General features: G+C 40.1%; 23 protein-coding genes. 5 read left to right on the forward strand and 18 right to left on the reverse strand.

The window, feature by feature from the left end; translation table 11 throughout:
- On the forward strand, window positions 1-361 hold a 361-nt coding region (locus G6069_RS01705; protein WP_414735852.1), incomplete at its 5' end, for a coiled-coil domain-containing protein.
- 8 nt (window positions 362-369) lie between these two features.
- Here G6069_RS01705 and G6069_RS01710 read toward each other — a convergent pair.
- The 12 genes from G6069_RS01710 to G6069_RS01760 all read right to left on the reverse strand — a co-directional run bounded on the left by G6069_RS01710 (window position 370) and on the right by G6069_RS01760 (window position 11691).
- Window positions 370-960, reverse strand: a complete 591-nt coding sequence (locus G6069_RS01710) for a uracil-DNA glycosylase family protein (protein ID WP_197293246.1) — start codon at window positions 958-960, stop codon at window positions 370-372.
- Window positions 961-1004: 44 nt separating this feature from the next.
- Entirely contained in the window at window positions 1005-2411 is a 1407-nt protein-coding gene (aspA, locus tag G6069_RS01715; protein ID WP_001217488.1) for an aspartate ammonia-lyase, read from the reverse strand.
- Window positions 2412-2468: 57 nt separating this feature from the next.
- A complete protein-coding gene (gene murA, locus G6069_RS01720; RefSeq protein ID WP_197293184.1) occupies window positions 2469-3737 on the reverse strand; it encodes a UDP-N-acetylglucosamine 1-carboxyvinyltransferase in 1269 nt (422 codons plus the stop codon).
- Window positions 3738-3739: 2 nt separating this feature from the next.
- Window positions 3740-4147, reverse strand: coding sequence for a sensor histidine kinase (locus tag G6069_RS01725; protein ID WP_197292447.1), 408 nt, complete (start codon window positions 4145-4147; stop codon window positions 3740-3742).
- An 11-nt stretch (window positions 4148-4158) separates the two neighbouring features.
- On the reverse strand, window positions 4159-4980 hold the full coding sequence (gene galU, locus G6069_RS01730; RefSeq protein WP_000591485.1) for a UTP--glucose-1-phosphate uridylyltransferase GalU: 822 nt from the start codon (window positions 4978-4980) through the stop codon (window positions 4159-4161).
- A complete protein-coding gene (locus G6069_RS01735; RefSeq protein WP_197293185.1) occupies window positions 4977-6659 on the reverse strand; it encodes a lytic transglycosylase domain-containing protein in 1683 nt (560 codons plus the stop codon). The genes galU and G6069_RS01735 overlap by 4 nt, the downstream gene beginning before the upstream one ends.
- Window positions 6660-6667: 8 nt before the next feature.
- Window positions 6668-6961 carry a YggT family protein gene (locus G6069_RS01740; protein ID WP_079297861.1) on the reverse strand — a complete coding sequence of 98 codons (294 nt, stop codon included), beginning with the start codon at window positions 6959-6961 and terminating at the stop codon, window positions 6668-6670.
- Window positions 6958-8277 carry a glutamate--tRNA ligase gene (gene gltX, locus G6069_RS01745; RefSeq protein WP_197293186.1) on the reverse strand — a complete coding sequence of 440 codons (1320 nt, stop codon included), beginning with the start codon at window positions 8275-8277 and terminating at the stop codon, window positions 6958-6960. The genes G6069_RS01740 and gltX overlap by 4 nt, the downstream gene beginning before the upstream one ends.
- 164 nt (window positions 8278-8441) lie before the next feature.
- Window positions 8442-9092: an NAD(P)H-dependent flavin oxidoreductase FrxA gene (gene frxA, locus G6069_RS01750; RefSeq protein ID WP_197293187.1), complete on the reverse strand. Its 651-nt coding sequence runs from the start codon at window positions 9090-9092 to the stop codon at window positions 8442-8444.
- Between the two features lies 1 nt (window position 9093).
- A complete protein-coding gene (locus tag G6069_RS01755) occupies window positions 9094-9951 on the reverse strand; it encodes an NAD(P)-dependent oxidoreductase (protein WP_197293188.1) in 858 nt (285 codons plus the stop codon).
- Between the two features lie 14 nt (window positions 9952-9965).
- Window positions 9966-10469 (reverse strand): SRPBCC family protein, encoded by a 504-nt coding sequence (locus tag G6069_RS07920; RefSeq protein WP_231627801.1) that lies wholly within the window; start codon window positions 10467-10469, stop codon window positions 9966-9968.
- A 13-nt stretch (window positions 10470-10482) separates the two neighbouring features.
- Entirely contained in the window at window positions 10483-11691 is a 1209-nt protein-coding gene (locus G6069_RS01760) for a CCA tRNA nucleotidyltransferase (protein ID WP_331459011.1), read from the reverse strand.
- 62 nt (window positions 11692-11753) lie between these two features.
- Between G6069_RS01760 and queC the strand changes: the two genes are divergently transcribed.
- Window positions 11754-12431, forward strand: coding sequence for a 7-cyano-7-deazaguanine synthase QueC (queC, locus tag G6069_RS01765; RefSeq protein ID WP_079354278.1), 678 nt, complete (start codon window positions 11754-11756; stop codon window positions 12429-12431).
- 238 nt (window positions 12432-12669) lie between these two features.
- On the opposite strand, the gene oipA is transcribed toward queC, so the two are convergent.
- Window positions 12670-13587: an outer inflammatory protein OipA gene (oipA, locus tag G6069_RS01770; RefSeq protein WP_197293189.1), complete on the reverse strand. Its 918-nt coding sequence runs from the start codon at window positions 13585-13587 to the stop codon at window positions 12670-12672.
- Between the two features lie 180 nt (window positions 13588-13767).
- Here oipA and G6069_RS01775 point away from each other — a divergent pair, with 180 nt between their 5' ends.
- Together G6069_RS01775 and G6069_RS01780 are read left to right on the forward strand one after the other, a co-directional pair.
- The gene (locus G6069_RS01775; protein ID WP_197293190.1) at window positions 13768-14217 is read left to right on the forward strand and encodes a hypothetical protein; all 450 of its coding nucleotides are present in this window, start codon (window positions 13768-13770) and stop codon (window positions 14215-14217) included.
- Window positions 14218-14345: 128 nt separating this feature from the next.
- A complete protein-coding gene (locus tag G6069_RS01780) occupies window positions 14346-14759 on the forward strand; it encodes a hypothetical protein (protein ID WP_151215952.1) in 414 nt (137 codons plus the stop codon).
- Window positions 14760-14763: 4 nt separating this feature from the next.
- Here the strand turns inward: G6069_RS01780 and hydE are convergent, their stop codons facing one another.
- From hydE to G6069_RS01805, 5 genes are read right to left on the reverse strand one after another with little or no spacing between them, the layout of a single operon-like run.
- Window positions 14764-16302, reverse strand: a complete 1539-nt coding sequence (hydE, locus tag G6069_RS01785; RefSeq protein ID WP_197293191.1) for a hydrogenase biosynthesis protein HydE — start codon at window positions 16300-16302, stop codon at window positions 14764-14766.
- 1 nt (window position 16303) lies between these two features.
- On the reverse strand, window positions 16304-16840 hold the full coding sequence (hydD, locus tag G6069_RS01790) for a hydrogenase biosynthesis protein HydD (RefSeq protein ID WP_000078619.1): 537 nt from the start codon (window positions 16838-16840) through the stop codon (window positions 16304-16306).
- Window positions 16837-17511, reverse strand: a complete 675-nt coding sequence (gene cybH, locus G6069_RS01795) for a Ni/Fe-hydrogenase, b-type cytochrome subunit (protein ID WP_197293192.1) — start codon at window positions 17509-17511, stop codon at window positions 16837-16839. The genes hydD and cybH overlap by 4 nt, the downstream gene beginning before the upstream one ends.
- A 12-nt stretch (window positions 17512-17523) precedes the next feature.
- A complete protein-coding gene (locus G6069_RS01800) occupies window positions 17524-19260 on the reverse strand; it encodes a nickel-dependent hydrogenase large subunit (protein WP_197293193.1) in 1737 nt (578 codons plus the stop codon).
- 9 nt (window positions 19261-19269) lie between these two features.
- The gene (locus G6069_RS01805) at window positions 19270-20424 is read right to left on the reverse strand and encodes a hydrogenase 1 small subunit (RefSeq protein ID WP_197293194.1); all 1155 of its coding nucleotides are present in this window, start codon (window positions 20422-20424) and stop codon (window positions 19270-19272) included.
- Between the two features lie 129 nt (window positions 20425-20553).
- On the opposite strand from G6069_RS01805, the gene mdaB reads away from it, so the two are divergent.
- Entirely contained in the window at window positions 20554-21138 is a 585-nt protein-coding gene (gene mdaB / locus G6069_RS01810; RefSeq protein ID WP_197293195.1) for an NADPH:quinone oxidoreductase MdaB, read from the forward strand.
- Window positions 21139-21155: the final 17 nt, after the last annotated feature.

The raw sequence follows: 21155 nt of genomic DNA on the forward strand, positions 1-21155 counted from the left end.
GAATGAGCCTTTAGCGACTATTGATGATTTGAGAGCCGATTATGATGATTTGAGAGCCGATTATGATGATTTGAGAGCCGATTATGATGATTTGAGAGCCGATTATGATGATTTGAGAGCCGATTATGATGATTTGAGAGCCGATTATGATGATTTGAGAGCCGATTATGATGATTTGAGAGTTAATTATGATGATTTGAGAGCTGATTATAATAATTTGAGAGCCGATTACGATCGCCTTTTACAAAACGCTTCGCCTTTATTGGAACTCTCTCAAAACACCACTTTTAAAATCTATCGCAAAGCTTATCAAAAATCCTTGCCTTTGTTGCGTGCAATAAGGAGATGGATAAAAAAATAAGGCGTCTTTTAAGACTGATTAAGAAATTGGAGCGCTATTTTAAAATGCACTAACGCTTCTTTTTTGAGCGTGGGGTTTTTGAGCATGTCCTCTAAAGCATGGGTGCTTAAAAAATGTTTGGTTTTTAAAGACACGATGCGCCCAAAGGATTCTTCTTTAGAAAGGTTTAAAAGGCGTCTGGGCAAAATCTCGCCAAATACCACAATGACTTTTGAAACGCTGTTGTCTAATTGCCAGATTAAATGGGGCAGGCATGCGTTGATTTCTTCTTCTAAATTAAGGCTGTTAGAGTCGCATTTAAGGAGCGATAAAATACTGCAATCTTTTAAGGGGTAGTTAAAAACCTTTTGGATAATGCTTTGCAACATGACCGCTTTTAAATTGTTTAAGAAATGTAATTGGCTATCCAGCATGGGGGTGAGCGTGATGAAAGCGAGCTTGGAAGTGGGGTTAAAAAGCCCGATCACCGGTTTTGAATGTTGGTGGCGTTTGCACAGATTGCAATTTTCTATACCCTCATGAACTTGTTTGTTAAGGGGCTTATTTTGGGGTTTGGTAAGGCTGATATTGGTGTAAGTTTCGCCCAAAAGACGCTCCATATAAAGGGAGCGTAAAGTTTGAAGGCGTGAGTGTTGCAAAGCGTTCAGTCTTTATGTTTTTTGAAAGCGTGAGGGCTTAGCATGTTTTCTGGCTTGAAAATATCGTCCAGTTGCTCTTTAGTTAAGATTTTCTTTTCTAAAGCGATGTCATAGATAGAGCGATCGCTTTTTAAAGCTTCTTTAGCGATCATAGCGGATTTTTCATAGCCGATATGAGGGTTTAGCGCGGTAACGATACCAATGCTGTTAAAGACATAATCGTGGCAAATCTTTTCATTAGCCGTGATGCCTTCCACGCATTTAGTCGTTAAGGTTTCAATCGCACGCCCTAAAATCACAAAGGAATGGAAAAGCTTGTAAGCGATAACCGGCTCAAACACATTGAGTTGCAATTGCCCTCCTTCTGCGGCTAACGCCACGCTCAAATCGTTCCCAATTACCGCAAAGCACACTTGATTGACCACTTCAGGGATCACCGGATTGACTTTACCGGGCATGATAGAGCTGCCCGGCTGCATTTTAGGCAAATTGATTTCATTCAACCCGGCTCTAGGGCCTGAGCTGAGTAGCCTTAGATCGTTACAAACCTTAGAAAGTTTGACCGCAATACGCTTTAACACCCCACTCACTTGCACATACGCTCCCGTGCTTTGAGTGGCTTCTATCAAGTTATTAGCCATGACAAAGGGGCGGCCCGTTACTTCTTGGATTTTCTTTTCAATCAAACTGCGATAATCTGGGTGCGAATTGATCCCTGTACCAATAGCCGTGCCGCCTAAATTAAGCTCTCTTACCCAATTCCTAGCGTCTAAAACCTGCTCAATATCCCTATCAACCATCAACGCATAAGTTTCAAACTCTTGCCCTAAAGTCATAGGCACAGCGTCTTGAAGCTGGGTGCGCCCCATTTTAATCACATGGGAAAATTCCTTAGCCTTTTGAGCGAAAGCGTCCCTTAAAGCCTTCATGGGAGCGACTAAATTGCTCAAGCGCTCATAAATCGCAATTTTTAACGCACTAGGATAGGCGTCATTGGTGGATTGAGAGCGGTTGACATGGTCGTTTGGGTGGCAAAATTGATACTCGCCCTTTTGATGCCCCATGTATTCTAAAGCCAAATTAGCAATCACTTCGTTCATGTTCATGTTCGTGCTTGTGCCAGCCCCCCCTTGAATCATATCCACAATGAATTGATCATGGTATTTGCCATCAATGAGCAAATCGCACGCATGGCAAATCGCAATTTTAAGCTTTTCATCAATCAAACCTAATTGCGCGTTCGCTAGAGCAGCCGCTTTTTTGACTTGAGCGAAAGATTTGATAAAAACAGGATAACTGCAAAGCTTGTCGTTGGTAATGAAAAAATTTTCACTCGCTCTTAAAGTTTGAATCCCGTAATAAACTTCATCGCTAATTTCCATTTGCCCAATGAAATCATGCTCAATACGCATAAAAGCTCCTTATGTAATAATTGAAAAATATTCTAGCTATTGTAACCAAATCTTGGATTATTTTTCTTTTAAACGCAACACTTTTGCCCCTAAAGCGTTGATTTTATCCTCTAATCTCTCATAACCCCTATCCAAGTGGTAAATCCTATGCACCCTACTCACGCCCTTAGCCACTAAAGCGGCTAAAATGAGAGCCGAAGAAGCCCTTAAATCGGTCGCCATCACATCGCTTCCGGTAAGCTCTGTGGATCCGCTAATGGTAGCCACATTCGTTTTTAGGCTGATATTAGCCCCCAAGCGTTGCAATTCGCTTGCATGCATGAAGCGGTTTTCAAAAAGCGTTTCTTCAATCACGCTCGTCCCCAAACACTGCGTGGCTAACGCCATGAATTGCGCCTGCATGTCTGTGGGAAAGCCTGGGTATTCTTTCGTGGTGATTTCAAAGGCTTGGCGTTTTTTGGCCGGATGAATTTCTATAGAATTTTCTTGAATGTTTAGCGAAAAACCAATTTCTATGAGCTTGTCCGTGATCGCTTGAAGATGGTTAGGGATGATATGATTGATTTTAAGCTGGCTGTTAGTGATAGCCCCCACGCACAAATAAGTGCCTGCTTCAATCCTATCGGGTATGATTTGAATGTCTTTTAAATTTAAAGCGTCATTTTCTACCCCCCTAATCTTTAACTCGCTGCTGCCAACACCCTCAATTTCTACCCCCCCACTCTGTAAAAACGCGCACAATTGAGCGATTTCTGGCTCTTTAGCGGCGTTAATGATGCGCGTGATCCCTTTGGCAAGACTTGCTGCCATGAGGGCGTTTTCTGTGCCTGTCACGCTGATTTTATCAAATAAAATATCATTCCCTTTCAAGCCTTTAGGGGCTTTTGCATGGATATAGCCTTGCTCAATTTTGATTTCAGCCCCTAATTGTTGCATCGCTTTTAGGTGCAAATCCACAGGCCTTGCTCCTATAGCGCACCCACCGGGCAAACTCACTAAGCATTCTTTAAAACGCGCTAATAAAGGGCCTAAAACCAAAATAGAAGCGCGCATTTTACGCACCAAATCGTAAGTGGCTTCGGTGTGGCTCAGGGATTTAGCGCTGATTTGAAGCGTGTTAGGATCAAGCCATTCTAAGCTTGCACCTAAATTTTGCAACAATAACGCCATCGCTTTTATGTCCACCACTTGGGGCAAGGATTTGATTTTGACTTCTTGGCGGCTTAAAAGCGTGGCGGCTAAAATGGGGAGCGCGGAATTTTTCGCCCCTGAAATTTCTACCCCCCCTTTTAAAGGGACTTGTCCTACAATCTCTAAAAAATCCAATTCTATCCTTTTTCTTTTTTATTCTTAAGGGCTAAGCCGGTAGCGTTAGCGATTTTTTGTTGGTAATTAGGGTTAGTGTTTTCTAATTCTTGCCCAAAATTAATAGCGTCTTCTAATTCAAAAAATTCTGAAGCGACTAATTTTTGGATCGTTTCTAACCACAGAGTTTCTTTGTCTTTGGGGCAAATTTTAAAACGCTCATTGAAGTTGCTTTTCAGTTTTTCTAAAGCTGGTGCGCTTTTAAGGTTTTTGATTTGTTCGTTTAAATTTTCTAAAGAGAGACTTTTATTAGGAATATTTTGCTTTAAGGGGGGGCGAGAAAGCCTCCAAACAAGCCCCATTAATAACACAGGCAACAAGCATACAAAGAGGATCAAATACATGTAAGCGTAATAAGTCAAATTGCCCATGTTGATAAGATTTATAAGCGTTTTTTATAATAAGCGTTGCTCGCTTCAATATAGCCTTCCACGCTCCCGCAATCGTATCGTTTGCCTTTGAACTGGTAAGCGATGATGCGCTTTCTTTTGGCTTGAGTGAGTAAGGCGTCTGTGATTTGAATCTCATTGTTTTTACCCGGTTTCGTCTCGCTTAAAATTTCAAAAATATCTGGGGTTAGAATGTAGCGCCCTATCACGGCTAGGTTGCTTGGGGCGTCTTCTTGGCTTGGTTTTTCCACCATGTCTTTAATCTCATACACCCCCTCTTCTAACCATTCGCCCCTGATCACGCCGTATTTTGAAACTTCTTCTAACGCCACTTCTTCAATGGCTACAATGGAGCATTGGTATTTTTGATACAATGAAGTCATTTGCTTTAACACGCTTGGGTGATCATGGCTTATGCACAAGTCATCGGCTAAAATCACCGCAAAAGGCTCATTGCCTATGAGGGCTTCCCCGGTTAAAATCGCATGCCCTAAGCCTTTCATTTGCTTTTGGCGCACATAGGAAAAACAGCATTTCTCTATAATGTTACGAATGCTTTTTAGGGCGTTTTCTTTGTTAGTGCCTTGGATTTGATGCTCTATTTCATAGCTCGTGTCAAAATAATCTTCCAAGCTTCGTTTATTCCTTCCTGTAACGATCGCCATCACTTCACAGCCCGCTTCCATCGCTTCTTCTACAGCGTATTGGATTAAAGGCTTATCCACAATGGGCAGCATTTCTTTAGGAATGGTTTTAGTGATCGGCAAAAAGCGCGTGCCATAGCCAGCGGCAGGAAAAAGGCATTTTTTAATCATGGTTTGTCCTTTGAGTTAAGAGTTTGTTCTAAAAACGTATCAATAGGGATGAAATTCCCAAAAATTTCTTGATAAATCAAGTAATTGAGCATGACCCTAAAGCCATACATGCGAGTCTCGCTATAAGGCATAAGCTCCATGCTAAGCCATGGCTCAAAATGATTTTTTTCTTTAAATCGTTTGGAGCTTTCCAACCACCTCCTTAAAAACCCAGGCCCAGCGTTATAGGCGTAGGCGACAAAAAGGGGGTGGTTGAATTCTTTTTTCAAATGGTTCAAGTAATAATTGCCAAATTTGAGGGCGATATTGGGGTTAAACATGTCGTTTAGATCAATGTTATCCATGCCAAGGCTTTTAGCGAAAGGCCCTACATTAAAGGGCATGATTTGCATAAGCCCTAGAGCGAAGGAGCGAGAGATTAAAGCCGGGAGCAAAAAGCTTTCTTGCCTAGCGATCGCATACGCCATAGCCTTTTCATCAACATTTTGCCACTCAATAATGCCCTCATAAGGGGATAAATAATAATAAATCTTGTCTTTATTGCGTTGGCTTAAAAGGTAAGTCAATTCAGGGGCGCTTTTTTCATAATACAAGCTTTTTAGCATCGCATTAAACGCGCCCTCATCTTTCAAACTCAAGGTTTTTTCCTTAAAAATTTGCCATAAAAAAGGGTCATGCGTGTTAAAAGGAGGATCTTCTTGACTTAAATTTTGGATGTGAGAAATGATGCGGTAACCAGGCGTGGTTTGGAGCTTGCGGCTCGCATAAAGACTATAGAGGTTTAAGGCAGGGCTTTGTGAAAGGCGTTCCAAAGTTTTTTTCTTTTTAGAGACTAGATACTGCCAAAAAATCGCTCTGTCTTTTGAAAAATCATCGTCTTTAACCACCGCTTCTGAGCGTTCAAAATACTTGAGCGCTTTAGAGGGTTTTTTGCGCAAGATTTCGTTAATCCCTAGAATAAAAAAGGTTTGCGCGTTGCTGTGGGTGGCGTTACTTTTAGCCAGAGCGTCTTTAAAATGATCCAATTTAGGATCTAAGATAACCTGATAGATCAAGCGGTTAAACGCCGGGTAATCTTCATCTAAAAGGCGGTTTAACTCTTTAATAGGGATATGCTTTTCAAAAATTTGGAGCTTTTTTTCATAACTCAAATGATTGAAAAGCGCGCTAAACACTTGCGCGTTAGCCTTAAACAAAGAAGCGCTCACATGCTTACTTTGCAAAATTTCTAATTCTTCATAAAGAACGGGGTAAGTCTCTTTGATTTTTTCTTGTAAGGGCTTGATGGTTTGAAGGGGGATTTTATCAAAATCTCTGATTTTTGATTTTAAAGCGATAGCGATACAACTCGCTTGGAAAGCGTCTGTTGTTTCTAACATGCTTTCTAGGGTAATTTGCTTGCAATAAATATCTTCAGGCAATTTAACATCAGGGGTTTTATCTGAATTTTCTACGCCTTTTTCTTGCATGGCTTTTTGTAGGGCGCTGTTTTTATTTTGGGTCAATTCATAGGCTTTTTTAGCGTTTTCTAAAGTGGTTTTTTTATCGCTAATATAACGCCATAAATAATAATCCCTAACAATCCCGGCGGGCTTTTTTTCTAAATCCTTTAAATCCAACTCGGTTTGAGAAAAACCAACGCCAAGTGCACCGATAAAAAATAACATAAAAAAACGCATGATTTTCTTTAGAGGCTTTTGGCGAGCGCAAAAAGCCACTGGATGAGGGTTAAATCTAAAAATTTCAACACAATGACCACCACTAAAGGAGAAAAATCCAACCCGTTAAACACCAACTTGAATCTAGAGCGTAAAAAATAAAACACCGGCTCACACAAACGAGCGAGGATTTGCACGATGGGGTTATTAGGGTTAGGCTGCACGAAGCCGATAAGCGAATAAATGATCACTACCCACATGTAAATCGTAATGAGCGAGCTTAAAATCACCGCTACTGCGTTAAGGAGAGTGGAAAAGATCATGCTTTCAGCCTTAAAACTTCTTGAGAATGGCTTTGGATATAAGGGAAAATCAAAGGCAATTCAACGCCATGCGAGTTCCCAGTTAAAAGAATGCGCAAAGGTTTGAAAAAATCCTTACCCTTAAGCTGACTCAATCGCATGGCTTCTTTTTTAAAACTTTCAAAATCCTTATACGCTTGAAAATCCATGCCTTTTAGGGCGTTAAAAAGCGCTAAACAACGCTCTTTAAAATCTTCATTTTCGTAAGTTTTAACAATATCTTTTGGCTCTAAAAACAACGAAATTTTTTCTCTCAATTCTAAAAGCGTGCCGCATTCTTCTACAAACAATCTTAAAAGCCCTAAGAGGTTTTTATCTTTTATGTGAGTGAGCTCTAATAGTGTTTCATCGTCTAAAAGCTTTAAATGCTCGTGGTTTAAGTGTTTTAAATACTTCAAATTAAAATGAGCTGGGGAATTGGAAAGGTTTTCTAAACTAAACCATTCTATCGCTTCATCAAGGCTAAAAACTTCCTTAGGCACTTTATTACCGATAGTGATGAGGTAATTCACGATCGCAACCGGCAAAAACCCTTGATTCAAAAGCCATTTCACGCTAGACGCTTCGTCCCTTTTGCTCATCTTTTTACCGCTTACTTCATCTAAAATAATGGGCAAATGCGCATAAACAATCGGATCGTTTAAGCCTAAAGCTTCTTGGATTAAGATTTGTTTGGGGGTGTTACTCACATGATCTTCACCTCTAATGATCAAACTGATTTCATAAAGCAAATCATCGCATGCACAAGCGAAATTATAAGTAGGGCTTTTATCCTGTCTCAAAAGCACAAAAGAATCCAATTCATCAGGCTCAAATTTCACTTCTTTTTTAATCGTATCATTGAAAGACACCGCATGATTTGGGGTTTTTAAACGCACCACAGGGGCATGGTGCTTGTCTTTTTCTAAAGTGGCCCACTCGTCTAAATACCTGAAAGGGCGTTTTTCATTCTTGGCTTTTTCTTTTTCTCTTTCTAAAAACTCCGCGCTCGCATAACAATAAAACGCTTTATTTTCTTTCAGTAATTTTTCTGCCATTTCTCTGTGATAATCTATGTTATGGCTTTGATACACGAGCTTGTCCCAGCTTATCCCCATAAGCTTTAAAATCTCTAAAATTTCCTGGTCTTTGCCTTCAATGTTGCGCTCTTTGTCTGTGTCTTCAATGCGGATGAGAAAGGGTTTGTGTTGCTGTTTAGCCACAATGTAGTTGAAAATGGCTGCCCTTAAATTCCCTATGTGCATATCCCCTGTAGGCGAAGGCGCAAAACGAAGCATAAAAACCCTTTATTTAAAAATAGTTTTTGATTATACCCAAAGAATACTTAATTGTGTTGTGGTAGTTCTGTTTTTATCAAATGTGAATAGGCATCATTCAAGAGATTAGTGCTTGGCTAACGCCAAGCTCTTTATGGTTGGTTATCAAAAAGCTAAAAGCGTTTTTATTCAATCACTTCATAAATAACTTCTGTTTTCCAGCGGGTTTTAGGGGTGATTTCTTGGTTGCGATAACCAAAACAAGCCATTACCGACACGCCAAATTCCGCCGTGTTCAGATAGCCTTTTTCCTCTAAATAAGCCTCCACTTTTTCTTGATCATACCCTTCAATCGGGCAATCAATCCCTAACATGGCCGCTGCCATCATCATGTTCGCCATTTGGATATAAGTCTGCTTGCTGGCCCAATCAAACAAAGATCGTTCGCTATTGAGTTTCATATCGTTCTCTTGGAAATTTTTGATGATTTGAGCGAACCTGGAATTGGTGTCATAATCCCTTTTTTTAACCTCATGCATCACTTTCTTAACATAATCGCTGTCATAAGTAACGCCTTTTCGCGCAAGATAAATGACAAAATGGCTCGCTCCCTCCAAACCAAAAAGCACCCCCCAGGCCATCGGTTTTAAATCTTCTTTCATGCGTTCATTTTTTAATAAAAGCATTTTCCATGGTTCAAGCCCGATTGAAGAAGGGGCTAATCTCCCCACTTCAACCAAAGCTTCCCAATCCTTTTGGGAAATACGACGATTAGGATCGTATTTTTTTGCAGCAAATCGTTGGTGCTGTAAAGCAACCACTTGTTCTCTGTCCATTTTAATGATCTCCTTTTTCTAAATAATGATAAACGGCTGCCATATCCAATGCGCCTAAACCGGATTTTTCTGCTTGAGAATAAAGCTCTTCTGCTTTAGATAAGAATGGCAATTCAATCGTCTCTCCTGCTTCATTTTTGGCTAAACGAATATCCTTGAGCATGAGCTTCAAACTGAAAGCGGCCGGATAGCTATCTTGTAGCCACATGCCTTTTTTAGCTTGAAAGAGAGGCGAATTCATGCCAGATTGGCCAATAATTTGCAAAAATGACTCTGCATCAACCCCTAAATGTTTGGCTAATAGCAAAGCTTCTGAATAAGCAACCCCCATTTGAGCCAAAAGGCTATTGATGGATAATTTGGCTCTCATCCCTTGACCAACTTTTCCTAAATAAAAGGTTTGACTCCCTAAATGCGCCAAAACAGGTTTGAGTTGAGTAACCATCTCTTCTTCACCGGCTGCTAAAATCAATAAAGCCCCGGCTTTGGCCGCGCCAACCGATCCTGAAACGGGCGCTTCAAGGTAAGTTACTTGATGCTTTTGAGCGATTTTTTCTAAAGCCAAGCTTTCCAAAGGGGCGATAGTGCTCATATTCACCACGATTTTTTTAGACATCTGTTCCCAAAATTCTGGCACTAAAACAGCATCAATCGCCGTTTTATCCGAAAGCATGGTAAAAACCAGATCAACTTTAGCGGCCAAATCTATAGGGTTAGTATAAACCGCTACGCCCTTTTCTTTTAAGGGGGCTGCTTTGCTCTCTGTTCGGTTATAAACCGATACTTCTAAATTTGCATCGCACAAACGAGCCGCCATAGGAGTCCCCATAGCCCCAAGTCCAATCCACCCGATTTTCATTCAATTCTCACTTATTAGCGTGAATACGCCACTAAACCATCTAACCAAGCTTGATGGCCATTTAGCATCGCATTAGGCACAGATTTCGCTAAAGCTTTAGCAGGGACTCCCGATTGGCTTTCTTGGGTTAAAATACGCACACGATCATTATCTAATTTTTCAACAATCCATGCGTGATAGGCTTCAAGATACTCATCGCCTTTAGCTTCATTCCAACCTCTCCAAGCCAAACGCAGTATGGTGTCTTTCAATTCAAACTCTTCCACTTCTGCTTCCACTAAAAAGCCAAAAGTTTCAAAGCGGAAACGAGTCTTATCTTTAAGAATGGCATTGTCTTGATTGTGCATGTGGATATTCCCTGAGTTTTTGTAATACTTTTCCCAATGAGAAGCGTCTCTTAAATGCTGCACCACTTTATTAAAATCCAAACCTTTGACAATGACTTCATTGGACACGAAATTATCGGTCTCTCCTGGTATCCATTTCTTAGGCCATTGAATCGCATTCATCGTCATCATGTTTTCTCTGTTTTTAATTTTTTCTGCCTATTGGCGAAAGATTTATAGCATCATTAGGTAAATAATGATCCTTAACCCATTTTATCAGCCACTCTAAAGCGTTGTTTTTAGGGTGAGCGATGACTAAATTTAGGCATGCGTTTAAAATTTCGCCGATTTTTTGGTGCTGATAGCCCAAGCTTTGAAGCGCGCCGCCCTTAAGGGCTAGGTGCTCTTTCTTAAAAGGCTCGTTAGAATCAAAGATTTCTTTTAACAAGCTTTTAATTTTTAAAGCGTGTTTTAGGTTTTTGAGCGCATAAAAATCTAAAGCCAAATTAAAAGGCTCTAAATCGTAGTTTTTCAATAAAAATTTTAACTCTGTTTTGTTATGAATATTTAAAAAAGCTTTGTGGCATTCTTTAGCTTTTGAAAATAAAACACAAGTTTTTTTAGGGTATCGTAGATTTTCCAAACTTTTTTGATGTTTAAAAAACCCTAACAATCTTAATTCCAAATTCAAGGGCGCGGTTTTCAAAAACCCTAAATTTTCTATTTTTTCTTGAATAACCAACTCCAAAATTTCTTGATATTCTTTAGCCACTTCATAGGCGTTTTTCCCCATAAGAAGCTTATTCAACTCGCTTTGTAAGCGTTCTTTGGAGAGGTGTTTTAACAAATCCTTACACGCAAAAACCGCTTCTTTAGTGCTTGGCGCTATCTTAAAGCCTAAAGTTGCGCTAAATCGCAACGCTCTTAAAATCCTTAAAGCGTCTTCAAAAAACCTTAATCGCGCTCCCCCCACGCATCCAATTATTTGATTTTCAATCGCATTCTGCCCTTTAAAAGGATCAATCAGCCCTTTTGTAGGGCTATAAGCGATTGCGTTCATGCTAAAATCGCGCCGCTTTAAATCGTCTGTTAAATGAGCGCTAAAAACCAATTCTTTAGGCTTTCGGTGCTTGATATGCCCCTTTTCCATTCTAAAGGTTGTGATTTCATAGCTTTGATGGTTTTTAAGAGCCGTGATCGTGCCATGTTTGATACCGGTTTCTAGAACCCTAAAATCGTGCTTTAAAAGAAGCTCCTTGCTTTCATTGACTAAAGCGTTTGAGGTTAAATCGTAATCTTTTGGGGTAATGCCCATCAAACAATCGCGCACGCACCCCCCTACCAAGTAAAGCTCATAAGGGGATTTTTCATAAATGTCAAACAATTCTTTTAATTCTTTTTCTAGCTCAAACACGCTTTTTACTCTTAAAATTTCTTTGTGTTATTATATCTTTTTAGAATTTTTAAGGAATGTTGATGGAACAAGAAATTTGCGTGATCAGTTTTAGCGGCGGGCAAGATAGCACCACTTTAGCCGTATGGGCGAAAAAGCGTTTTAAAAAAGTCTGTTTAGTGGGGTTTGATTACGCGCAAAAACACTCTGTGGAATTAGAATGCGCTCAAAAAATCGCTTCTCTTTTGCAACTCCCTTATGAAATCATCTCGTTAGATTTTTTAGAGAATATCACCCACTCCGCGCTTTTTAAAAACTCTAACGATTTAATGGGGCATTCGCATGCGCAAAATAAAGATTTACCCAACTCTTTTGTGCCTAATCGTAACGCCATTTTTATCACCCTTTTGCATTCTTACGCGCAAAAAATAGGGGCTAGCAATATCGCTTTAGGGGTTTCGCAAGCGGATTTTAGCGGCTATCCGGATTGTAAAGAAGATTTTATTAAAAGCATCGAGCATGCCCTAAATTTAGGCTCAAACACAGCGATTAAAATTGTAACGCCTCTAATGTTTTTAAGTAAAGCGCAAGAATTTCAAATGGCTAAAGATTTAGGGGCTTTAGATTTGATCATCAAAGAAACGCACACCTGCTATCAAGGAGAGCGAAAGATTTTGCATGCTTATGGTTATGGCTGCGATAAATGCCCGGCATGCCAATTGAGGAAAAAAGGCTTTGAAGAGTTTCAAGCTAAGCTATAAAAAATAATTTTTTGAAGAATGGGGTTTTTAAAACTTTGTTTTTATAATAAATTTCTTAAGGGAACAGGGGGTTTTGAAATAATTCCCCCTACAACCCCCAACTAAAACCCCTAACCCAAAAAGAGCGTTTTTTTAAGAGATTGTCGCTTGATTAAGATCAAGCTGTTTTATATTTTTGTTTAAAAAATGCCTTTGAGCGTTTTTACAAAACAATCAAAGAGCGGTAAAAAGCGCATTTTTAATGTTTGTTTTTAAAGTTATATGTATAGTTAAGATAAACGCTCACCACTCTTTTATAATCCAATTTATCCCCGTAATCATCGCTATAGTAATTGACTTTAAACGCTGGCACTTTAACCCCTAATTCAACACTAGAACCCCCAAGATAGATTTCATCACCATAGCGATCAATATCGTATTCATCACTACTAAAACGAACGCCAAATTTTCCTTGTAACTGAAAAATCGTGCGACTCTTGACTTGATTGAAAGGGGTGAGATTGTTGCTTGCAAACCAAGTGCTAGCCCCTATATCCATGCCAATCACAAGCCCTGAAGATTTTCTAAATACATGCCTTGATGCTCTTTTTAATGTGTTAGCGTCTAGCGTTCTGCCGGTCATATCTTTGTAAAATATAGAGAGCCCTTTTACCCTTCGTTCAACGTATTCTTGGGACGCTCGCTTATCGTTAGTCCAATTAATGAGCAAATCCGTATTGAAACCATAGGGTAAAAAAGCTATTAAACCGCTGCCAGGAACAGAACCAACGCCACCAAGTTGGTAACCGAAAAAAAGAGAGTGCCTAAACCCTATAATCCTTTTTTTGCCCAAAAAATATTTATACCCCAAGCTGAGTTCATTGAAAATACCGCCAGACCCGCCATTTCCTGCGAATCGGTTAGCGATTTTGTTTGAATCTTTCACTGCATTTAAGGCGTTTTGCGCATCTCTTATGGCTTTTGTGTTAGGGAATAATGAATTTTTTGCGTTATTGATCGCTTGATTTAAGGCGTTTTCTGCTGAAGCTTTTTTGCCGATGCTACCTTGTCCTTGAATATAGCTTCCTTCTGCAAAATTTAAACCTAAATAAAATCCGTTCCTTTCAGCGTGGAGCCAAAACGAGAGAGAGAGAGTTAGTAAGAGGGCTTTTTTCATGGTTTTTCTTTGGTTTAAGATTTGATATTATTGCTAGGTATTTTATCATAAAATAAGATTCTAGTATGGGGTTTTAATGAAAAACAAAGTTAAAATGAAATAACCCTAAAAACCACCGCTTAACCAACATTAAATTAAAAACATGTTAATCTTTAGTTATTTTAAAATTTAGGAAAACCCATGCATCAAAACAATAAAACTTTTTTACCCAACCAGTCCGCTCATTCTAAAATCGTTCTTTTTTTAAACACCGGCTTTTTAGCCTATCTGTTAAGCGCTTGCGGGGCGAATGTGCCTATAGAAGAAGTGACAGTTAAAGATCCCAAAGAGACCAAAGCCCAAGAAGTCGCCAGAGAAGAAAAAGCCATCCAGCAAGAAAACGCCACTATTAATGCGCGCACCACACCTTTAATCAATCGTTTCACTAATTATAACGCTTATGGCTCTTTAAACGGCTTTTACAATTCAGTGGATAATCTCAATTCGCCCATGCAAAACGGGATGTATGGAGGCTATTACATGCCTTATTATTACATGCCCTATGGTTTCATGCCTTATGGGTCAGGTCTTATGCCTTATGGGCCTTATGGGTATGGAGCGCCTGGATACTTCCCCTACGCTTTTTATTGATTGAGTGGCTTTAGAAAGCGTGGTGGTGTTGGCGTTTTTACTCAGACACGCTTGTGTTTTCTAATGGTTATTTCTAACATGCTAGGGTGGTGTGATAGAAAAAGACTATATTAAGAGGAGATATTCTTATGCGTATAGTTAGAAATTTATTTTTTGTATCGCTTATGGCTTATAGTAGCGCGTTTGCAACAGATTTAGAAACCGAGACTAAAAGCGAAAAAAAAAGCAGTAAAAAGTTTTACAAACTCCATAAAAACCATGGATTAAAAACCGAGGCTAAAAACGACAAAAAGCTTTATGATTTCACTAAAAATAGCGCTTTAGAAGGCATAGATTTAGAAAAAAGCCCTAACCTTAAAAGCCATAAAAAAAGCGACAAAAAGTTTTACAAACAACTCGCTAAAAACAATATCGCCGAAGGGGTGAGCGTGCCGATTGTTAATTTCAATAAAGCTCTGTCTTTTGGGCCTTATTTTGAAAGGACTAAAAGCAAAAAAACCCAATACATGGACGGCGGGTTGATGATGCACATCCGCTTTTAAGCCCTTATTCATAATCCAAAAACGCATGCGTTTTAAGAGCAAGGGTTTTAGGGAAATACCGCACAAACAAATCCAAAAACACTTTTTCGCCAAAGAAATCCCCAGCGATCGTTACTTCTTGGACGCTAAAATTCTGCGCGTTATCCCAAATGAAATTCCCTAAAAACTCCGCTAAAGAATCCAAAATCCCCAAACTCAAGATTTCATTTTCCACGCCTGCGAGCCTGAAACTCATCGCGCTGTGCATGATCTTTGAAAAGTTTAAAGCCATTTTCAAAGAATCGTCTTTAAGGATTTTATAATCAATCCTAGGGCCTTTAGGGCGTAAGCATTCTTTAGCCAAAGAAATAACGCTCTGCGTGCAAAAATTCTCGCTATAACCCAAAACAAACCCTAAAATTTGGAAAAAATCCAATAAATTCGCACCCCCTAGATTGTATTGAGAAAGCTCTACAATGCGCGCGTAAAAATCAGGGAATTTAGTAGCGTAGTTTTGTAGCATTCTAGAGGCTTTTTCATCTTGTTTGAGAAGGTTAAATATTTGATTGAAATCAAAACTAACGCTTAAAAGCGTTTTTAAAGAACCATTAGCATGCAATAACAACCTTGTAGGGCGCTTGAAACTAAAATACAAAACGATAGAATTGGGGGTTGCGCTTAAAAATTCTAATTCATCTTTAAAGGGAAGGGTTGAAAGATGGTTTTCTAGCACGAATTTTTTAGTGGGCGTGATCAAGCGTTTAGGGGTTTTAAAAAGCGCTTCATAATGCAAAAGTGCTTCTTGTGGATTATTTGCATGGATAAAAACAAATTCTATGCCCTCATCTTGTAAAATATGACACAATAAATTCAATATGGGGTCAAAGGGTAGTTGGGCTATGATTTCATCGTTTTTAAAAGTGTCTTTAAACACGCTTTTTAATGGGGCTTTGATGGAGGGTTTTTCCAAACTGGCTAAATATTTAGCGTCTTCTAAAGGCAATTTAGTGCAGCTCAAAACGCTAGAAAGATCGCTAAAAATAACGCTTGGAGAGGGATTTTTTAAAGAAAGGGATAACGCCCCCCTAGAAGTGAAAATAGGGATAAAATCCTGTGTTTTGAGCATCTCTTTTAATTGGGTTAAGCAATCTATAAGCTCTTTAGGGCTATGGATTGTATCCCCCTTAAAAGCGGTGTTTTTAATCAAGCCCAGAGTATCGGCATACAAAGATGCGTTTTTGTCTAAAAAATCTTGATGCTCTTTAGCGTTCATAAAAAAGGGCTTTGAAAGGCTTGTTGTTTGGAAAAGATTTTCATCTAAAGGCTCTGTGATTTCCTTTAAAGACAAAAAGCTAAAATCTAAAGAAAAGGGCAAGATCTCGCTGAGTTTTTGCGCGAACTCTAAAGTGATCTCAGCGCTCGCTTGGAGGTAGAAAGAAGTCGTATTATCCTTATAAACACTATAAAAACGCGCTTGCAAATGGAGCGCCATTTGCTCTAAAAGGGGCGTAAAATTCAGGCTTGTTTTTTCATTAACGCATTTAAAAAGAAAAACAAACGCCAATTCAAAAACCCTTATAAGAGAGTTCAGCGATACAATCTAGGGCGATATGATCGGTGCGTTGCATTTTAACTCCCCATGCGTTGAGTCGGGTTTCTATGGCTTTTAAGGCTGTTTCTAAAGCGTTTAACATTTCGCTTGAAAGTTTGAAAGTGGTCTCGCTCCCTATCACAAAAGGCACAAGCCCCACGATAAAAGTTTTAGGCAAATCCCCTAAAAACTCCGTGAGCCTTAAAGTGTGTAGCATTTCCACTTCATGCGCACTCCCAGCCCATGTGATTTCTTTAGGAGCGTCCTTAAAATCAAAGGCATAGACTGATCCTATCTCAACGCCTTTAGCGCTCACGCAATCCAAAATCAAAACCTTTTCATACGAAGTGATTAAAGGAATGAGTTGTTGCGCCATAGTCCCCCCATCCACAATATCCACGCTAGGGAAAAAAGAAAAATTCTTTTTAAGGTAGTGGGCTAGATGCACCCCAATCCCTTCATCGCCAAAAAGGATATTGCCAATGCCTAAAATTAGGATTTTTTGACTCATTCTTTGGTATAACCATAGCCATTAATCATAGAATCCGCCCCCGAACTTTCATACCTGATAGAATGGAAAAACACCATATAAACATGCACAGGGACAAACAAAATAAACCCCCAAGTCGCTAAGTGGTGGATAAAACGAATGTTCGCTAACCCTCCACAAAGCGCTTCAAACCACTTAAAAGCGCTCCCTAAAAACGCCCCAAGCCCCTCATGATAGACATTATAATACAGCACTATCCCACTCAAACTCATCAACACGATCAAAACAACCAAAGTGAAATAAGCCACGAGTTGGATAGGGTTATACGCTCCTTTAGTGTGGGGTTTTCCGCTGATAAGAAAATACGCTTTCATCTGATCGATCCAAGCTTTTGGGCTTAAAAGTTGGCCAAAACTCCTGCGTTCCATTAAGCTTTCTTTAGTGAAAAAAAGATAGGTTCTAAAGATTAACGCGCTAATGAGTAAAAACCCAAACATGACATGAAAAGAGCGCACATAAGCTTGTAAAAGATACACCCCTTTATAAAAGCTGGAATTAGGCTGCAAAAAAGGGTAAGCGATGTAAAAACCTGTAGCGATTAAAGAAAAAATACTCAAAGCCCTAACCCAATGGAAAAAGCGCACAAAACCTGAATACTCTTTGTGTAAAACGACCTTATTCATTTTATCCATGCGTAACCCTTTTTAGAATTTAGCGAAATTAGGCTCTACTTTAAACTCGTTTAAAGACTGCCCTTTAAAATCCATCACATGCACTGAGCATGCGATGCATGGGTCAAAAGAATGGATAGTCCTAATGATTTCTAAAGGCTGGGTTAAATCAGCGATTTTAGTGCCAATCAAACTCATTTCATAAGCCCCCCTTTGATTTTTGGAATCTCTAGGCCCCGCATTCCAAGTGGAAGGCACCACCGCTTGATAATTCTCCACCACGCCGTTTTTAATACGCACCCAATGGCTTAGCATGCCCCTTGGCACTTGACCAATGTAGCGCCCTTTATATTCTTGATTTTTATCAATGTGATAAGGAGTGCAAGTGCTCTGATCGCTTTTTAGATTTTCCACTAACGCATCAAACGCCAAAAGACCATTATCAGCGATTGTCTTAGCTTCAATACACCTTGCAGCCGTTCGCCCAAGCGTTGAAAACAACGCCTCTAAAGGCAGTTTAGTGTCTTTTAAAAACTTAGTAGCCACTTCAGTAACATAAGGGTTTTTCGCCGCTAAACCTACCACTACGGAACTTAAAGGCCCTACTTCCATGGGCTTACTATCGTATCTGGGCGATTTTATCCAAGAATATTTATTTTTAGTGTCAAGCACTTTAGTAGGGATGATTTTATTTTCAATCCCCACGCTCTCGCCGTCTTTTAAACCGGTATAATGCGGGTTCGTTTGCCCGTCATAAGGGTGGAGTTGCACTTCTTTAGTGTCTTCGTATTGATACCAAGAATGCGTAACTTCTTCTTTAATCAAACTCTCATCAATGGGGTGTAATTTAGAAATATCCCCATCAAGCACCACCCCACTACTCAAAAGGTATTTATCTTTCCCGAGCAACACTTCTTCATAAGCGATAAAATTCCTTAAGCCGCAACCTTTAATAACGGATTGTTCGTTAGCGAACATTTCGCCTGCCATCACCAAATCAGGGTAGTAAGCATGGTTGATGAAATTGGCCACCACTTCAAACTTGCTCTTCCATTCAGCCAATCTCGTCGGATCCAATATATCCATAACACTCGTAACACCCCCCACCGTTAGGCTTTGTGGGTGAGGCTGTTTGGCCCCAAAAATAGCGGTCATTTTCGCCGCTTCCCTTTGGATTTCTAAAAGCTTGAGGTAGTGGCTTAAGACGATTAAATTTTGCTCCGGACTCAAACGATAGGTTTTATGCCCGTAATAGCCGTTACTAAAAGGCCCTAAAGATCCGCTTTTAGCGAAATCATTCAAGCGTTTTTGAACCGCTTTTAATTCGCCCGCACCGGTATTGATGGGATAAGGGCTGTATTTGAAAGAAAGTTTTGCCGCTTGAATGGGATCAGCTTTTAAAGCGCTCAAAATATCGCACCAATCAAGCCCATGCAAAGTATAGAAATGCACCACATGATCATGAAAAAGCAACGCCATGTTCATCAAAGATCGCACCAATTGCGCGTTCAATGGAGGGGTGATGCCTAGAGCGTTTTCTACTGCCGTGATACCGGCCTTATAATGCGAATAAGTGCATACCCCGCAAATCCTTTGAGCGATAAAGCCTGCATCTCGTGGGTCTCTGCCCTTAATAATGGTCTCTAGCCCCCTAAAAAGCGTAGAAGAAGAAAACGCATCGGTGATCACATTATCATCATCTACGATCACTTCAATCCTTAAATGCCCCTCAATCCTGGTGATAGGATCGACTACGATTTTTTTTGACATGTTAATCCCTTACTCTTTGTTTTTGATCGCTTTAGAAAGGAGCGCATGCGCAACAATGCCAATAGCGGTTGCGCTGAGTAAAGTTGTGCCGACTTTATCGGCCACTTTATCAGCCCCTAATCCGTCAAAAGCGGTTTTAATGGAGCGATTCGCCAAAGGCTCTTCAAAAGGACTCATCGTATCCCAAAAATTAGGCTCAGAACACCCTATGCACCCATGCCCTGCACCTATGGGCCAAGAGGTGTGTGAATTGAAGCGGAGTTTGGAGCAATTGTTGAAAGTGTAAGGCCCTTTACAGCCCATTTTATACAAACAAAAGCCCTTTTTAGCGTTTTCATCGCCAAAATGCTCCACAAACTCGCCCGCATCAAAATGCCCTCTCCTTTCACACAAATCATGGATCCTGTTCCCATAAGCCCAAGAGGGGCGGTTATACGCATCCAATTTAGGGAGAGTCCCAAACATCAAGTAATAAAGCACATTACCCACGATATTTTTTTCACTGGGCGGGCAACCGGGAACATTGATCACGGGTTTATCAATGATTTTATGCAAGGGTTGCGCGTTAGAGGGGTTAGGGTAAGCCGCTTGCACGCCCCCAAAACTTGAGCATGTACCTATGGCAAAAATAGCGGCTGCGTATTGAGCGGCCTTCCTACACTCTTCAGCCCCCGTTTCAGCGTTTGGACCTTGAGTGAGGAAGTATTCGGTGCCTTGGGGGATACCGCCCTCTACCATTAAAATGTAATTGTTTTTGTGCTTTTCTATGGCGTCATGCAAGCTTTTTTCAGCTTGAAAACCGCTCGCTACCATGATGGTCTCATGGTATTCTAGGTTGATGTAATCAAAGATAATGCTATCAATGGTGGGGTCGGCACTTCTTAACAAGCTTTCGCTGCAACCGGTGCATTCTGCCATGTGCAACCAAATTACGGGCAACCTGTTAGCCACTTCTACCGCTTTTAAAGTCAAGGGAGTAAAACTAGCCGGCAAAGCTAACGCTGTGCTCATCATGCCCGCCCACTTCAATAAATCACGCCTAGAAATGCCCGCCCCCTTAAACTCGTCTTGCAAGTTTTTATGCTCGTTATGAGCGTTAAACGAACGAATTGTATCAAGGCGTTCTTCAATCTTTTGATAAGTCTTTTTTTCATCGTAGAACATCGCCATTCCTTAATAGAAATTTTCATTATCTTAACATAATAAAAATAATACAATCGCAATTTGATCGCTTTTTAAAAATTTTGAGATATAATCGCAACCGCATTCATAATTATCAAAAAAAGGAACAAAATGAAAAAAGTACTCATCATTAATGGGGCTAAAGCGTTTTTGCACTCTGGGGGGAAACTCAATGAAACCTTGAGCGATCATGCAAAAAAGACTCTAGAATCTTTGGGGCTAGAAGTGGATACTACAATCGTGGATAAGGGCTATAATCATAGTCAAGAAGTGGAAAAAATCTTTAGCGCTGATGCGACGATTTGGCAAATGCCTGGCTGGTGGATGGGAGAGCCTTGGATTGTGAAAAAATACATTGATGAAGTCTTTAGCGCAGGGCATGGGAAGCTTTATGCTAGCGATGGCAGAAGCTCGAAAAACCCCACTAAAAACTACGGGAAAGGGGGCTTGATGCATGGTAAAAAATACATGTTGAGCTTGACCTGGAACGCTCCCATTGAAGCCTTTAGTGATCCTAATGAATTTTTTGAAGGGGTGGGCGTGGATGTTGTGTATTTGCATTTGCATAAAGCGTTCCAATTTTTAGGGCTTTCAGCACTGCCCACTTTTATTTGCAACGATGTAATGAAAAACCCCCAAGTAGAGCAGTATCTTAACTCTCTCACCACGCATTTGCACCAAGCTTTTGGCAAGTGATAATAAGGGTTTTTTAA

It is taken from the genome of Helicobacter pylori (assembly GCF_017594925.1).
Classification (GTDB): Bacteria; Campylobacterota; Campylobacteria; order Campylobacterales; family Helicobacteraceae; genus Helicobacter; species Helicobacter pylori_DP.

Bases quoted from the DNA above. Each gene is read 5' to 3' on its own strand.
- G6069_RS01710 (WP_197293246.1), bottom strand. From the start codon at position 960: ATGGAGCGTCTTTTGGGCGAAACTTACACCAATATCAGCCTTACCAAA.
- aspA (WP_001217488.1), bottom strand. From the start codon at position 2,411: ATGCGTATTGAGCATGATTTCATTGGGCAAATGGAAATTAGCGATGAA.
- G6069_RS01725 (WP_197292447.1), bottom strand. From the start codon at position 4,147: ATGGGCAATTTGACTTATTACGCTTACATGTATTTGATCCTCTTTGTA.
- galU (WP_000591485.1), bottom strand. From the start codon at position 4,980: ATGATTAAAAAATGCCTTTTTCCTGCCGCTGGCTATGGCACGCGCTTT.
- G6069_RS01735 (WP_197293185.1), bottom strand. From the start codon at position 6,659: ATGCGTTTTTTTATGTTATTTTTTATCGGTGCACTTGGCGTTGGTTTT.
- G6069_RS01740 (WP_079297861.1), bottom strand. From the start codon at position 6,961: ATGATCTTTTCCACTCTCCTTAACGCAGTAGCGGTGATTTTAAGCTCG.
- gltX (WP_197293186.1), bottom strand. From the start codon at position 8,277: ATGCTTCGTTTTGCGCCTTCGCCTACAGGGGATATGCACATAGGGAAT.
- frxA (WP_197293187.1), bottom strand. From the start codon at position 9,092: ATGGACAGAGAACAAGTGGTTGCTTTACAGCACCAACGATTTGCTGCA.
- G6069_RS01755 (WP_197293188.1), bottom strand. From the start codon at position 9,951: ATGAAAATCGGGTGGATTGGACTTGGGGCTATGGGGACTCCTATGGCG.
- G6069_RS07920 (WP_231627801.1), bottom strand. From the start codon at position 10,469: ATGATGACGATGAATGCGATTCAATGGCCTAAGAAATGGATACCAGGA.
- queC (WP_079354278.1), top strand. From the start codon at position 11,754: ATGGAACAAGAAATTTGCGTGATCAGTTTTAGCGGCGGGCAAGATAGC.
- oipA (WP_197293189.1), bottom strand. From the start codon at position 13,587: ATGAAAAAAGCCCTCTTACTAACTCTCTCTCTCTCGTTTTGGCTCCAC.
- G6069_RS01775 (WP_197293190.1), top strand. From the start codon at position 13,768: ATGCATCAAAACAATAAAACTTTTTTACCCAACCAGTCCGCTCATTCT.
- G6069_RS01780 (WP_151215952.1), top strand. From the start codon at position 14,346: ATGCGTATAGTTAGAAATTTATTTTTTGTATCGCTTATGGCTTATAGT.
- hydD (WP_000078619.1), bottom strand. From the start codon at position 16,840: ATGAGTCAAAAAATCCTAATTTTAGGCATTGGCAATATCCTTTTTGGC.
- cybH (WP_197293192.1), bottom strand. From the start codon at position 17,511: ATGGATAAAATGAATAAGGTCGTTTTACACAAAGAGTATTCAGGTTTT.
- G6069_RS01800 (WP_197293193.1), bottom strand. From the start codon at position 19,260: ATGTCAAAAAAAATCGTAGTCGATCCTATCACCAGGATTGAGGGGCAT.
- G6069_RS01805 (WP_197293194.1), bottom strand. From the start codon at position 20,424: ATGTTCTACGATGAAAAAAAGACTTATCAAAAGATTGAAGAACGCCTT.
- mdaB (WP_197293195.1), top strand. From the start codon at position 20,554: ATGAAAAAAGTACTCATCATTAATGGGGCTAAAGCGTTTTTGCACTCT.